Here is a 12,289-nt window from a genome sequence, read left to right as displayed (position 1 = left end):
CTGATGGGATGGCAAAAGGGAACGGTTCTTCTTCTGGCTATCATGGCGCTGGCCGCCTGCGACGGGCGTGAAGAAAGCGCGATCGACAATCTGGCGAACGGGGCCAATGCGGCGCAGGTGGGCAATGAGCTGAAGGCCGAGGCGCAGGCCCTGATGGAGCCGCTGGCCCCGCCGCCGCCCGGAACGCCCGGCGGCCTTCCCGTGACGGCGGAACCGCCCGTCGACGAGAACGCCATCGATCCCGACAGCGCGCAGGGCGCCGCGCAGGTGGTGCAGGGCTATTACGGCCTGCTCGAGGAAAAACGCTATGGCGACGCGCAGGACCTCTGGAACGAAAAGGGGTCCGTCGGGTCGGAGGAGGACGTTCTCTTCGCCGCCCGCTTCCGGGGCTTCAGCGAAATCCATGCCAATGTCGGCGCGCCCGGCGAGGTGGAGGGCGCGGCGGGCTCCCTCTATGTGACCGTGCCGGTGCAGGTCTATGGCCGCCTCGCCGCGACCGGCAAGCCCTGGTATATGCTGCGGCAGGTGACGCTGCGCCGCGTCAACGACGTGCCCGGATCGTCCGAGTCGGACCGTCGCTGGCACATCGAATCGATCGGGGCCTATGTCCCGCCGGAACAGCCGGCGGAGGAGGCGGCGGCGAACGCCATCTCCCCCACCGACGGCATGGTCAGGCCACGCTAGCCTTCACGATCTTGCCGGGGGTGGCCGGCGGCTCGCCCTTGGGCAGGGCGTCGACATGCTCCATGCCGGACGTGACCTCGCCCCAGACGGTATATTGCCCGTCGAGGAAGGTGGCGTCGTCGAAGCAGATGAAGAACTGGCTGTTGGCGCTGTTCGGGTTCGTCGCGCGGGCCATGGAGCAGACGCCGCGCACATGCGGTTCGCGGCTGAACTCCGCCTTGATGTCGGGCAGCTTCGACCCGCCCATGCCGGTGCCGGTCGGATCGCCGCCCTGCGCCATGAAGCCGGGGATGACGCGGTGGAACACCACGCCGTCATAGAAACCGTCCTTGGCGAGCGAAGTGATGCGCTCGACATGGCCGGGGGCCAGATCGGGGCGCAGCTTGATCACGACGTCGCCGCCGCTGTCGAGGGTGAGGGTAAGCGTTTCGTCGGCCATGATGTCCTCTTGATGGGGAAGGGGTCGATGGCCGTCATATAGAGGGTCGGGGGAAGGATGAAAGCATTTAGGGATATGACGCGCCGTTCCTCTTCCGAACCCCATTGCAATTCGATTTCGCATGGGCGAAAGCGGCCCGATGTTACAGGAACCGGACAGTAGGGGACGCGATGAGCGAGCACGGCGATCAGGCCGCACCCCGGCCGGACGAACAGCCTGTTGAGGAAGCCGATCTGGCGGAGGATTCCCGCCATGACGAGGACGACCGGCTGAAAACCGACTTCGTGTCCGCCGTGCTCGACGCGGTGGAGGAAGGCGACAGCGAGCGCGCGCGCGAACTGGTCTCGCCGCTGCACCCCGCCGACATCGCCGACCTTCTGGAACTCACCCCGTCCGAGCGGCGCGGCCCGGTCGCCGCCGCGCTCGGCGATCTGGTGGGCGCGGAGGTTCTCTCCGAACTCAACGACTATGTGCGTGACGACCTGCTCGATTCGCTCGCGCCCGAACAGGTCGCGGAATTCGCCTCCGAACTCGATACCGACGATGCTGTCGCCATCATCGAGGATATGGACGATGCGGACCAGCAGGCGGTCCTCGACGCGCTCGACCCCGAGGATCGCGCCGCCATCGAAAGCGCGCTGGCCTATCCGGAGGAGTCCGCCGGCCGCCTGATGCAGCGCGACCTGATCGCGGTGCCCGAACATATGACGGTCGGGCAGGTGATCGACTATCTGCGCGACAATCGCGACCTCACCACGGATTTCTGGGAAATCTTCGTGGTGGATGAGCAGCACAGGCCCATCGGCACCTGCCAGCTTTCCTGGATTCTCACCTGTCCGCGCGGCGTCGCCATGTCCGACCTCATGAAGCGGGAACAGACGCTGATCCCGGTCGACATGGATCAGGAAGAGGTCGCGCTGCGCTTCCAGAAATATGCGCTGATCTCCGCCGCCGTGGTCGATTCCAGCGGGCGCCTGGTCGGCATGATCACGGTCGACGATGTGGTCCACATCATCTCCGAGGAAGCGGGCGAGGACATCCTGCGCCTGTCGGGCGCGGGCGGCGAAGGCGACATCAACGAACCGGTGATGGACAGTTATCGCGCCCGCGTGCGCTGGCTGCTCACCAATTTGCTGACCGCGCTGGTCGCCTCCTCCATCATCGGCTTCTTCGAAGGCACGATCGAAAGGATGGTGGCGCTCGCCACGCTGATGCCGATCGTCGCGGGCGTGGGCGGCAATGCGGGCAGCCAGACCATGGCGGTCACCGTCCGCGCGCTCGCCACCAACCAGATCACGGGAACCAACACGCGCCGGACCATCCTGCGCGAGATCCGCGTGGCGCTGCTCAACGGCGCGACGGTGGCGCTGGTGCTGGGCATCGGCGTGGCGCTGGTGTTCCACAACGTCCAGCTCGGCGGCGTGATCGCGGCGGCGATGATGACCAATATCCTGACGGCGGGCCTTGCCGGCGCGGCCGTGCCGCTGGCCTTCGACCGGATGAACCTCGACCCGGCGGTGGCTTCCTCCATATTCGTCACCATGATTACGGATTCGATGGGCTTCTTCGCTTTCCTCGGCCTGGCGACGGCGGCGGGATTGACGGGCTGAGTTTTCCGCCCATCTTGGCGCCATGCCCCTCCACCTCACCAAGATCGCCTTCGGCGCGGAAAGCCCCGCCACGCTGCGCGCCTGGCTGGAAAGCCATGCGGACGAGGCGCGCGCCAGCACCCGCTACATGCCCCGGCGTTTCGAGGAACTGAAGGGCGGCTCGCTTTACTGGATACATAGCAGCCAGATCGTCGGCCGCAGCCCGATATGGGGTTTCGAGGAAACCGGACAGGGCCGTTTCTGGATCAGGCTCGCGCCGCGCCTCGTCGCCGTGCGGGCCGTGCCCAAACGGCCCCACCAGGGCTGGCGCTATCTGGAGGAAAAGGACGCACCCCCCGACATCGGATCGGGCGAGGCCGGCGATCTGGACGCCATGCCGCCCGCCTTGCTGGGAGAATTGTCGAAACTGGGGCTGCTCTGACCCTCATCTCCAGCCGGGGCGTCCCGGATCGGCCCGCATCGCCCTTCAATTCTCCGCTTCGGCCCGTTTCAGTTCGTCCGGTTTGCGCCGGGCGAAGGCGGCGGCCAGCTTGCCTTCCTCCTCCGCGTCCAGGTCCCTCGCCGCGTCGGGGAACATCTCTTCCTCTTCCTCGTCGATATGGTGGATATAGCGCTTCTTCATGTCGGCGAACTTGCCTTTCCACGCCTCGCCATGGAACGGCAGTTCGTCCAGATCCTCCAGATAATCGCCGATCTCCTTATGCTCCGCCACGCTATGCTGCGCGTCCTCGCGCAGGTCCGGCCGCGCCAGCATGGTGGCGTAGAGCGTTTCCTCCTCCGCCGCGGCATGGGCGGTCACCTCGACCTTGAACTGCTCGAACAGCTTCTCGAGCCGGTCCGGCTCGTCCGCGGCGTCGGCGATCTTGGCCAGCAATTGCCGGTGCGCGTCATGATCCTGTTTCAGCCGGTCGAAAATCGTGGCGTTGGCCATGGGGTCGTTCCTCCTGCGATCGGGCTTGGTGTGATCGGGAAGGAACGAGGAGGATGCCGTTTTGGCTCCCTCGATCAGCCGAAAAGGGCGCGGTAGATGACCACCACCGGAATCCACAGCAGCGCGCCGATCAGGCTCGCCGCCCACAGGTGCAGCACGTCGCGCCGGAATCGCAAGGCCAGCCCGTCATGGGGCAGCGCGGCCTGTTCGATCATCTGCCAGCGCCGCTCCAGCCCCCGCGCCGCCACGGCAAAGCCGCCGATGGCGACGATGACGCCCAGATGCAGCAGCAGCGATCCGCCCATTTTCGCGACGATGAAGATTTGCAGCAGGCAGAAGACGACGAGGGCGGCGGCAAGGTGCGAACTGATCCGCCTGGCGAAGGAGGTCCGGCGACTCCCGCCCGCGCGATTGTTCCATATGGTCGCCAACCCTGTCCTCCATTGCATTCGCCCGCCGCCAGAAAATCACGAAGCGCCGCGCCGATCAACCGCAAAGAGCGGGAAAAGGCCGGAAAATCGCCCGCAAGACCGCCCTGCCGGAAAGCGCCCGCCGCCACGGCCTCGCCAAGGGGGCGGCCGATCGCGCGGCGAATGGCCGGAAATGGGCGGCTTTGGGGTTGAATTTGCCCGACTCTGCTGGTAGGGCGCGCCCCACACGGCGCAGGGCGACCTGCGGCGACTCATGGATTTCATTTCGGGAGGCCCGCCGGGAAGGGGTTTTCATTCCTGGCGGACCGCCCGTTTTCGACTGGAGATTGACTGGCTTATGCAAATCATCGTTCGCGATAACAATGTGGATCAGGCTCTTCGCGCTCTCAAGAAGAAGCTGCAGCGGGAAGGCGTGTATCGCGAGATGAAGCTGCGCCGTCACTATGAAAAGCCTTCGGAAAAGCGCGCCCGCGAAAAGGCCGCCGCTGTCCGCCGCGCCCGCAAGCTGGAGCGCAAGCGCGCCGAGCGCGACGGCGTCCGTTAAGAACGGCTGACGGGCGGCCATGGCGGCCGCCCATTCCTTAAAGTCCTCACCCCACTGCAAGGCGCGCGCCCATGTCCACGACGGCTGTTCCCCTTCATCCCATCGCCAGGGGGTCGCTGACGCGCCTCTGGACCGGCGTCGCCGCGATCGTGCTGGCGGCGGGCGGGCTCGCCTGGGCCGGGCAGCGCAACCTGGAACCGTCGCCCGCGACCTTCCTGACGCAGAACGCCCATGCCGACGGCGTCGAGGCGACCGCGTCCGGCCTCCAGTTCAAGGTTCTGGAAGAAGGCGCCGGGCCCAGCCCGACGGCCGAGGACGTGGCCCTGGTCGGCTATAAGGGCACGTTGCTCGACGGCACCGTGTTCGACGAGAATCCGCAGACGGCCATGCCGGTCGACGGCGTTGTCCCGGGCTTTTCCGAAGGTCTTCAGAAGATGAAGAAGGGCGGCAAGTACCGCCTCTGGATTCCGCCGCAGCTGGGCTATGGCGATCAGGCCGCCGGTCCGATCCCCGCCAATTCGGTTCTGGTCTTCGACGTTCAGCTCCACGATTTCAAGTCGCGCGCGGACATCATGAAGATGCAGCAGATGATGCAGCAGGGCGCCGTCCCGCCGCCCATGCCCGGCAACTGAGCGCCACCGTCATCGCAGATACAGGAAGAGGCCCCTTGAGGGCCTCTTTTCTTGCGTGGTGATGGGTGGATAGCGGACGGTCTTCTGCTTCGACCCACCCCCGTTCGCCCTGAGCGAAGTCGAAGGCTCTGCACCTCACTTCGTTCGGTGGAAGGCTTCGACTTCGCTCAGCCCGAACGGATGAAGGAGTGTCGGCAAATGGCCCAAAACAGCCATGCCGAACCGTTCCTCCTTCAGGACGCTGCCTGAAGCATGGCGGCATCCGCCCGGTCCGCCTCCAGCGTCTTGGACCGTTCCTCCAGATAGACCTTGATCATCGCCACGATCGGATCGGCCAGGAACAGCCCCATGATGCCGAACAGCGCGCCGAACAGGATCTGCGCCGCCAGCACCAGCGCGGGGGCGAGGTCCGTCGCCCGCTTGGCGACCATCGGCACGATCAGATAGCCGTCGATGATCTGCACGACCATATACACGCCGAAGGCATAAAGCCCCACATTCACGCCCGCCGAAAAGCCGACGAGCACGATCAGCACGCCCGATATGATCGACCCGATATTGGGCAGGAAGGCGAACAGGCCCGTCAATATGCCGAGCAGCCCCGCCATCGGCACGCCCCCGGCCCAGAGCAGCAGCCACGTTCCCACGCCCTCCACCGCCATGCCGATCAGCCGCCCAAACATCAGCCGCCGCAGCGTCCAGCCCATCCTGTCGGCGATCCGGTAGAAATGCGCGCGCCTGTCCATCGGCAGCATCCACGCGACGCCGCGTTCATAGAGTTTCGGCTCGACGGCGATGAAGATGGCGAGGACCAGCATCATCACGCCGCCCGTAATGGCCCCGACGGCGGTCCCGACCGCGGCCGTGACCCGGCCCAGCGAACTCATCGCCTGGCTGGCGAGGCTCTTGAAATCCTCCGGCGACGTGGAGATGCCCATCTGGTGCATCCAGCCGCCGATCCGGGTCACTTGGGTTTCGATGATCGCCCGCATCGCCTGCGCCTGCGCGGCGAGGCTCGATCCGGTGAGGTAGAAGGTATAGATCAGGAAGGCGAGGGCGGCGATCAGCACGATCGCCAGCCGCCATCCCCGCGCGATGGGCAGCACCCGGCCCAGCAGCCGCGTGCCGCCGTCCATCATCGTCGTCAGCACCAGCGCGCCCATGATGAGCATGATCGGCTGCGCCAGCAGCACGACCAGCGCGACCGCGATGCCCATGGCGATCCACACGCCCGCGCGCTTCATTTCATGCTGGACCAGGGGGCTGCGATATTCGCTGGGACCGGGCTCCTCGATATGGACCTGCCTGTCGCTCAAACCCGTTCCCCCTCGATGACTATTGCGGCGGTGTAACGCTCCGCGCGCGCAGGCTGTTCCCGGCCCGCCCGCTTCGCAGCGCGTGGAGCCAGCTCAGCGGGTTCCAGGTGGAATCGCCGTCCAGCGAGAAGGTGATGAACTCCGCGCGGCCGCCAATGGCTTCCCACGGCACCGGCCCGCCCAGCCCGTTCTCCTCCAGCGGCGCTCGGCTGTCGGCGCTGTTGTCGCGATTGTCCCCCATCAGGAACACATGGTCCCGCGGGACGCGGACCGGCCCATACCAGTCGAGCGCGCTCGGCCCCATGTCGATGGTGAGATAGGTCTTGCCGTTGGGCAGCACCTCCTGTTTCACCGGCAGTTCGCAATAGCGTTCGCCGCCGGCGCCGGTCCGCCGCGCGCCGGGGAATTGCAGCGGCGGGCAGGGGGCGTTGCCGTCGATGGGGATGCGGATGGGCCGCAGCGTCCTTTGCGGCACGGCTTTGCCGTTCAGGATGACCTGCCCGCCCCGCACCTCCAATATGTCGCCCGGCAGGCCGATCACCCGCTTGATATAATCCTCCCGCCGGTTCGGCGGCGAAACGATCACGATGTCGCCGCGCTGCGGCATATGCCCGAAGACGCGCCCTTTCAGGAAAGGCAGCGGGTGGAAGCTGGGCGACACATAGGACCAGCCATAGGGGAATTTGCTCACCACCAGCCGGTCGCCCTTCAACAGCACCGGCATCATCGATTCCGACGGAATGTAGAAGGGCTTGGCGACGAAGCTGTGAAAGGCGAGCACCGCCAGGATCAGCAACCCGATGCTCCTAACCTCATGCCACCAGTTGACGGGCGGCGAAGTGGCCTCTTCTTCCGGCGTTCCACCGCCTTGTTCGGGCGGCGGGCTGTTTTCGGTCATGTCGGATGCCGTCATGGATGGGGGCGGGCCTCTGGCGCCGCATGATCCTGCGGCAGGATTTCGATGATGACGAACGCCTGCGCCCAGGGATGATCGTCCGTGAGCGTCAGGTGGATGACCGGCTTGTAGCCCGCCGGGACCAGGGATTGAAGCCGTTCGAGCGCGCCGCCCGTCAGCGCCAGCGTCGGCGCGCCGCTCGGGGCGTTGACGACGCCGATATCCTTCATGAACACGCCCCGCCTGAAGCCGGTCCCGACCGCCTTGGAAAAGGCTTCCTTGGCGGCGAAGCGCTTGGCGAGCGTCCCCGCCCGGGTGAAGGGGCGGCGATGGGCCTTGGCGCGCTCCACATCGGTGAAGACCCGTTGTTCGAACCGCTCGCCGAAGCGGTCGAGCGAGCTCTGGATGCGCTCGATATTGCAGAGGTCGGAGCCCAGGCCGACGATCAACGCACCAGGTCCATCTGCCGCCGCATTTCGCGAATGGCGCTTTCCAGTCCTCCGAAGATCGCCTCGCCGATCAGGAAATGGCCGATATTGAGTTCGGCCACCTGCGGAATGGCGGCGACCGGCCCCACATTGTCGAAGGTGAGGCCATGGCCCGCATGGGGTTCGATGCCGTTCTTCGCCGCCAGCGCCGCCGCCTCGGACAGCCGCCGCAATTCCTGCGCCCGCTCCGCGCCGCTGAGTTCGGCATAGCGGCCCGTGTGCAGTTCCACCACCGGCGCGCCGAGCTTGATCGCCGCCTCGATCTGCGCCGGATCGGGCTCGATGAACAGGCTGACGCGCACGCCCGCATCGCCCAGCGCCGCGACGATGGGGCGCAGCGCGTCGATCTGCCCGGCCGCGTCCAGCCCGCCCTCGGTCGTCCGCTCCTCCCGCTTTTCCGGCACGATGCAGGCGGCGTGCGGCCTGTGTTTCAGCGCGATGCCGAGCATCTCCCGCGTCGCCGCCATCTCCAGGTTGAGCGGCACGGTGAGCGCCGCGATCAGCGTCGCGATATCCTCGTCCCGGATGTGGCGCCGATCTTCGCGCAGATGGGCGGTGATCCCGTCCGCCCCGGCCTTCACCGCCAGCAGGGCGGCCTTGACCGGATCGGGATGCTCTCCCCCGCGCGCGTTGCGGATGGTCGCCACATGGTCGATATTGACGCCAAGGCGAAGATGCGCGGGGGGGATCGTCATCGGCTACTGCTTCCGGCTGCCCGGTTTCACGGCGGGGATGGCCGCCAGTTCGGGCGGCACGTCATCCGCGTCATAGACGGGAAAATTGATGCTGACGAGCGGATAGAAGGGCACGCCCAGATCGACTTCGCCCGCCGAACGGTCGACCAGCGCGGCCTCGGCGACCACGATGCCGCCTTCCGCCGTCACGGCCTCGATCGCCTGGCGCGAGGACAGGCCGGTCGTGACCACATCCTCGACCATCAGCACTTTCTGCCCCGGCGCGATGGCGAAGCCGCGCCGCAGTTCGAACGTGCCTTCCGGGCGTTCGAGGAAGATGGCGTCCCGGTCCAGCGCGCGGCCCGCTTCATGCCCGATGATGAGGCCGCCCATCGCCGGGGATACCACCAGGTCGATTTCCTGGCGCAGTTCGCGCGGCAATTGCTGCACCATCGCGCGGGCCAGCCGTCCGGCCCGCTCCGCGTTCATCAGCACCCGGGCGCATTGCAGATAATTGCCGCTGCGCCGTCCCGATGACAGGATGAAATGCCCTTCGAGCAGCGCGCCCGCCGCCCGGAACTCCGCCAATATTTCGTCGTCGGTCATTCGATACAGATCCATTCGCGCGCCGGAAACGGGCCCGCCCGTCCGTCGCGCTTCCCTTGTTTGGGGGCATGTCACGCCCCGTGAAACGGCGCCCCTGTGCGCGGGAGCGGAATAGGCGGGCGAGGGAGGCGTTGCAACAGAGAAGAAAATCTGCTCCTGGAACCTTGAGGCAGAAAAAAACCATGCCTATAAGCCGCCGCAGACCGACCGGGCGGGGACGAGGCGCATGCGCGCATGTCCTGGCCGCAGGGGCGCGAAGGGGTTACGGGGTAAGAAGACGCTATGAACAAGGTGAAATCGCTCATTCTCGCCGGGATGCTGGCCTTTGCGCCGGCTTTGGCGATGAGCAGTCCGACGCTGGCGCAGGATAATGCCGCCGCCGCGCCCGCCGTTGAAAATGCCGCCGCGCCGGTCGAATCGGCCGCCAACGCCACGGCCGCCGCGCCCGCGGCGCAGGTCGCCGCGCCGCCGCGCATGAAGCCGACCGAGGGGATCGGCATGCCGCGCCCCGGCGAAATCACCCTTCAGCAGCAATTCTCGCCCAACGGACATACCGCCCGCTGGCTGCACGACCAGATGCTGCTGCCGATCATCACGATCATCTGCGTCTTCGTCCTGGCGCTGATGCTGTATGTGATGGTCCGCTTCCGCCGCTCGGCGAACCCCACGCCGTCCAAGACGTCGCACAACACGCTGGTCGAGGTGATCTGGACCGTGGTGCCGGTCATGATCCTGCTGGTGATCGCCGTGCCCTCGATCGGCCTGCTCGCCGACCAGTACAAGCCCGCGCCCAAGGATGCGGTGACCGTCAAGGTGACCGGCTATCAATGGTATTGGGGCTATGAATATCCCGACAACGAAATCCCCGAATTCGTGTCGAACATGCTGACCAAGGAGAAGGCGGCGGAAAATGGCGAGCCCTATCTGCTCGCCGCCGACAACCGCCTGGTCCTGCCGGTGGGCCGTCCGATCAAGCTCATCATCACCGGCGCGGACGTGATCCACAGCTTCGCCGTGCCGTCGCTCTGGGTGAAGATGGACGCCGTGCCGGGCCGCCTGAATGAAAAGAGCTTCACCATCGAGAAGCCGGGCGTCTATTACGGCCAGTGTTCGGAACTGTGCGGCGCGCGCCACGGCTTCATGCCGATCGCGATCGAGGCGCTGCCTCCCGCGCAGTTCGACCAGTGGGTGCTGTCGCAGGGCGGCAAGCCGAAGAAGGCCGAGGGCGCCGCCACGGCGGAAGCGCCCCGGCCCGCCGCCGCTCCGGCCAAGATTTGATGTAAGGGCAGATACGCCATGACGACCATAACCGCAGACCACCACGGCGATCATGCTCATGAGCATCACGACGCCGATCACAAGCCGGCCTTCTTCCAGCGCTGGTTCATGTCCACCAACCACAAGGACATCGGCACCCTCTACCTGATCTTCGCGATCATCGCCGGCATCATCGGCGGCGGTATTTCGGGCCTGATGCGCGCCGAGCTGGCGCAGCCGGGCATCCAGTATCTCCAGATCTGGGCGCAATATAGCGACGGTCCCGGCGCCACGCTGGACCAGGCCTATCACCTCTGGAACGTGCTCATCACCGCGCACGGCCTCATCATGGTCTTCTTCATGGTGATGCCCGCCATGATCGGCGGGTTCGGCAACTGGTTCGTGCCGATCATGATCGGCGCGCCGGACATGGCCTTCCCGCGCATGAACAATATCAGCTTCTGGCTGCTGATCCCCGCCTTCGCGCTGCTGCTCGGCTCGACCTTCGTTCCCGGCGGCACCGGCAACGGCGCGGGCACCGGCTGGACCGTCTATGCGCCGCTGTCGACCAGCGGTTCGGCGGGTCCGGCGGTGGACATGGCGATCCTGTCGCTGCACATCGCGGGCGCCAGCTCGATCCTGGGCGCGATCAACTTCATCACCACCATCCTCAACATGCGCGCGCCGGGCATGACCCTGCACAAGATGCCGCTGTTCGTGTGGTCGGTGCTGATCACCGCCTTCCTGCTGCTGCTCGCGCTGCCCGTCCTGGCCGCCGCGATCACCATGCTGCTCACCGACCGCAATTTCGGCACGACCTTCTATGACGCGGCCGGCGGCGGCGATCCCGAACTGTACCAGCATCTCTTCTGGTTCTTCGGCCACCCCGAAGTGTACATCATGATCCTGCCGGGCTTCGGCATGATCAGCCAGATCGTGTCGACCTTCAGCCGCAAGCCGGTGTTCGGCTATCTCGGCATGGCCTACGCCATGGTCGCGATCGGCGTCGTGGGCTTCATCGTCTGGGCGCACCACATGTTCACCACCGGCATGTCGGTCAATGTGAAGATGTATTTCACCGCCGCGACGATGGTCATCGCCGTTCCCACGGGCATCAAGATCTTCTCGTGGATCGCGACCATCTGGGGCGGATCGATCAGCTACAAGACCCCGATGGTCTGGGCGCTGGGCTTCATCTTCCTGTTCACCGTGGGCGGCGTCACCGGCGTCGTGCTGGCGAACGGCGGCGTCGACGACGTGCTGCACGACACCTATTATGTGGTCGCGCACTTCCACTATGTGCTGTCGCTGGGCGCGGTGTTCGGCCTGTTCGCGGGCTTCTACTACTGGTTCCCGAAGATGTCGGGGAAGATGTACAACGAGTTTCTCGGCCACCTGCACTTCTGGGTGTTCTTCGTGGGCGTGAACCTGCTGTTCTTCCCGATGCACTTCCTGGGCCTGTCGGGCATGCCGCGCCGCTATCCCGACTATCCGGAAGCCTTCGCCTACTGGAACAAGATCGCGAGCCACGGCTATGAGATCATGGCGGCCGGCATGGTGATCTTCTTCATCAACCTGATCTGGTCGCTGGCCGCGGGCAAGAAGGCCGTGGGCAATCCGTGGGGCGAAGGCGCGACGACGCTGGAATGGACCCTGCCCAGCCCGCCGCCCTATCACCAGTTCGAAACCCTGCCGGTCATCGACTGACCGTTTGACGAAGCGGCGTCCCGGATGGACGGGGCGCCAACGGGGACGGCTTCGGCCCATCCCCGGATCAGACCC

General features: G+C 66.0%; 15 protein-coding genes. 7 read left to right on the top strand and 8 right to left on the bottom strand.

Annotated elements, in window-relative coordinates:
- Nucleotides 1-3: 3 nt before the first annotated feature.
- Nucleotides 4-684: a hypothetical protein gene (locus tag SCLO_RS11615; protein WP_066516902.1), complete on the top strand. Its 681-nt coding sequence runs from the start codon at nucleotides 4-6 to the stop codon at nucleotides 682-684.
- Here the strand turns inward: SCLO_RS11615 and SCLO_RS11610 are convergent.
- Complete coding sequence (locus tag SCLO_RS11610) at nucleotides 671-1,123, bottom strand: peptidylprolyl isomerase (RefSeq protein ID WP_066516900.1); 453 nt, start codon at nucleotides 1,121-1,123, stop codon at nucleotides 671-673. The two genes, SCLO_RS11615 and SCLO_RS11610, sit on opposite strands and share 14 nt — an antisense overlap.
- A gap of 170 nt (nucleotides 1,124-1,293) precedes the next feature.
- Here SCLO_RS11610 and mgtE point away from each other — a divergent pair, with 170 nt between their 5' ends.
- Nucleotides 1,294-2,733 (top strand): magnesium transporter, encoded by a 1,440-nt coding sequence (mgtE, locus tag SCLO_RS11605; RefSeq protein ID WP_066516898.1) that lies wholly within the window; start codon nucleotides 1,294-1,296, stop codon nucleotides 2,731-2,733.
- 22 nt (nucleotides 2,734-2,755) lie between these two features.
- Entirely contained in the window at nucleotides 2,756-3,154 is a 399-nt protein-coding gene (locus SCLO_RS11600; protein ID WP_066516894.1) for a DUF1489 family protein, read from the top strand.
- A gap of 45 nt (nucleotides 3,155-3,199) precedes the next feature.
- On the opposite strand, the gene SCLO_RS11595 is transcribed toward SCLO_RS11600, so the two are convergent.
- The gene (locus tag SCLO_RS11595) at nucleotides 3,200-3,664 is read right to left on the bottom strand and encodes a hemerythrin domain-containing protein (protein ID WP_066516892.1); all 465 of its coding nucleotides are present in this window, start codon (nucleotides 3,662-3,664) and stop codon (nucleotides 3,200-3,202) included.
- Nucleotides 3,665-3,738: 74 nt separating this feature from the next.
- On the bottom strand, nucleotides 3,739-4,113 hold the full coding sequence (locus tag SCLO_RS11590) for a hypothetical protein (RefSeq protein ID WP_407695307.1): 375 nt from the start codon (nucleotides 4,111-4,113) through the stop codon (nucleotides 3,739-3,741).
- 319 nt (nucleotides 4,114-4,432) lie between these two features.
- Here SCLO_RS11590 and rpsU point away from each other — a divergent pair, with 319 nt between their 5' ends.
- Together rpsU and SCLO_RS11580 are read left to right on the top strand one after the other, a co-directional pair.
- Nucleotides 4,433-4,639, top strand: coding sequence for a 30S ribosomal protein S21 (gene rpsU, locus SCLO_RS11585; RefSeq protein WP_004208618.1), 207 nt, complete (start codon nucleotides 4,433-4,435; stop codon nucleotides 4,637-4,639).
- Nucleotides 4,640-4,710: 71 nt separating this feature from the next.
- The gene (locus tag SCLO_RS11580) at nucleotides 4,711-5,271 is read left to right on the top strand and encodes an FKBP-type peptidyl-prolyl cis-trans isomerase (RefSeq protein WP_066516890.1); all 561 of its coding nucleotides are present in this window, start codon (nucleotides 4,711-4,713) and stop codon (nucleotides 5,269-5,271) included.
- Between the two features lie 233 nt (nucleotides 5,272-5,504).
- Here SCLO_RS11580 and SCLO_RS11575 read toward each other — a convergent pair whose 3' ends face one another.
- From SCLO_RS11575 to pyrE, 5 genes are read right to left on the bottom strand one after another with little or no spacing between them, the layout of a single operon-like run.
- Nucleotides 5,505-6,587: an AI-2E family transporter gene (locus SCLO_RS11575; protein WP_066516889.1), complete on the bottom strand. Its 1,083-nt coding sequence runs from the start codon at nucleotides 6,585-6,587 to the stop codon at nucleotides 5,505-5,507.
- A gap of 19 nt (nucleotides 6,588-6,606) precedes the next feature.
- Nucleotides 6,607-7,500, bottom strand: a complete 894-nt coding sequence (lepB, locus tag SCLO_RS11570) for a signal peptidase I (RefSeq protein ID WP_066516885.1) — start codon at nucleotides 7,498-7,500, stop codon at nucleotides 6,607-6,609.
- Entirely contained in the window at nucleotides 7,497-7,931 is a 435-nt protein-coding gene (acpS, locus tag SCLO_RS11565) for a holo-ACP synthase (RefSeq protein WP_066516883.1), read from the bottom strand. Before acpS ends, lepB begins: the two co-directional genes overlap by 4 nt.
- On the bottom strand, nucleotides 7,928-8,665 hold the full coding sequence (locus SCLO_RS11560) for a pyridoxine 5'-phosphate synthase (RefSeq protein ID WP_066516881.1): 738 nt from the start codon (nucleotides 8,663-8,665) through the stop codon (nucleotides 7,928-7,930). Before SCLO_RS11560 ends, acpS begins: the two co-directional genes overlap by 4 nt.
- A 3-nt stretch (nucleotides 8,666-8,668) precedes the next feature.
- Nucleotides 8,669-9,250, bottom strand: a complete 582-nt coding sequence (gene pyrE / locus SCLO_RS11555) for an orotate phosphoribosyltransferase (protein ID WP_066516879.1) — start codon at nucleotides 9,248-9,250, stop codon at nucleotides 8,669-8,671.
- A 282-nt stretch (nucleotides 9,251-9,532) separates the two neighbouring features.
- Between pyrE and coxB the strand changes: the two genes are divergently transcribed.
- Nucleotides 9,533-10,528 carry a cytochrome c oxidase subunit II gene (gene coxB / locus SCLO_RS11550; RefSeq protein ID WP_066516877.1) on the top strand — a complete coding sequence of 332 codons (996 nt, stop codon included), beginning with the start codon at nucleotides 9,533-9,535 and terminating at the stop codon, nucleotides 10,526-10,528.
- Nucleotides 10,529-10,546: 18 nt separating this feature from the next.
- Nucleotides 10,547-12,214, top strand: coding sequence for a cytochrome c oxidase subunit I (gene ctaD / locus SCLO_RS11545; protein ID WP_066516876.1), 1,668 nt, complete (start codon nucleotides 10,547-10,549; stop codon nucleotides 12,212-12,214).
- The last annotated feature ends 75 nt before the right edge of the window (nucleotides 12,215-12,289 follow it).

The organism is Sphingobium cloacae, from assembly GCF_002355855.1.
Classification (GTDB): Bacteria; Pseudomonadota; Alphaproteobacteria; order Sphingomonadales; family Sphingomonadaceae; genus Sphingobium; species Sphingobium cloacae.
This window is presented reverse-complemented; position numbering and strand designations above follow the sequence as displayed.

Coding starts and splice junctions, on each gene's coding strand:
- SCLO_RS11615 (WP_066516902.1), top strand. CDS start 4: ATGGGATGGCAAAAGGGAACGGTTCTTCTTCTGGCTATCATGGCGCTG.
- SCLO_RS11610 (WP_066516900.1), bottom strand. CDS start 1,123: ATGGCCGACGAAACGCTTACCCTCACCCTCGACAGCGGCGGCGACGTC.
- mgtE (WP_066516898.1), top strand. CDS start 1,294: ATGAGCGAGCACGGCGATCAGGCCGCACCCCGGCCGGACGAACAGCCT.
- SCLO_RS11600 (WP_066516894.1), top strand. CDS start 2,756: ATGCCCCTCCACCTCACCAAGATCGCCTTCGGCGCGGAAAGCCCCGCC.
- SCLO_RS11595 (WP_066516892.1), bottom strand. CDS start 3,664: ATGGCCAACGCCACGATTTTCGACCGGCTGAAACAGGATCATGACGCG.
- SCLO_RS11590 (WP_407695307.1), bottom strand. CDS start 4,113: ATGCAATGGAGGACAGGGTTGGCGACCATATGGAACAATCGCGCGGGC.
- rpsU (WP_004208618.1), top strand. CDS start 4,433: ATGCAAATCATCGTTCGCGATAACAATGTGGATCAGGCTCTTCGCGCT.
- SCLO_RS11580 (WP_066516890.1), top strand. CDS start 4,711: ATGTCCACGACGGCTGTTCCCCTTCATCCCATCGCCAGGGGGTCGCTG.
- lepB (WP_066516885.1), bottom strand. CDS start 7,500: ATGACGGCATCCGACATGACCGAAAACAGCCCGCCGCCCGAACAAGGC.
- SCLO_RS11560 (WP_066516881.1), bottom strand. CDS start 8,665: ATGACGATCCCCCCCGCGCATCTTCGCCTTGGCGTCAATATCGACCAT.
- pyrE (WP_066516879.1), bottom strand. CDS start 9,250: ATGACCGACGACGAAATATTGGCGGAGTTCCGGGCGGCGGGCGCGCTG.
- coxB (WP_066516877.1), top strand. CDS start 9,533: ATGAACAAGGTGAAATCGCTCATTCTCGCCGGGATGCTGGCCTTTGCG.
- ctaD (WP_066516876.1), top strand. CDS start 10,547: ATGACGACCATAACCGCAGACCACCACGGCGATCATGCTCATGAGCAT.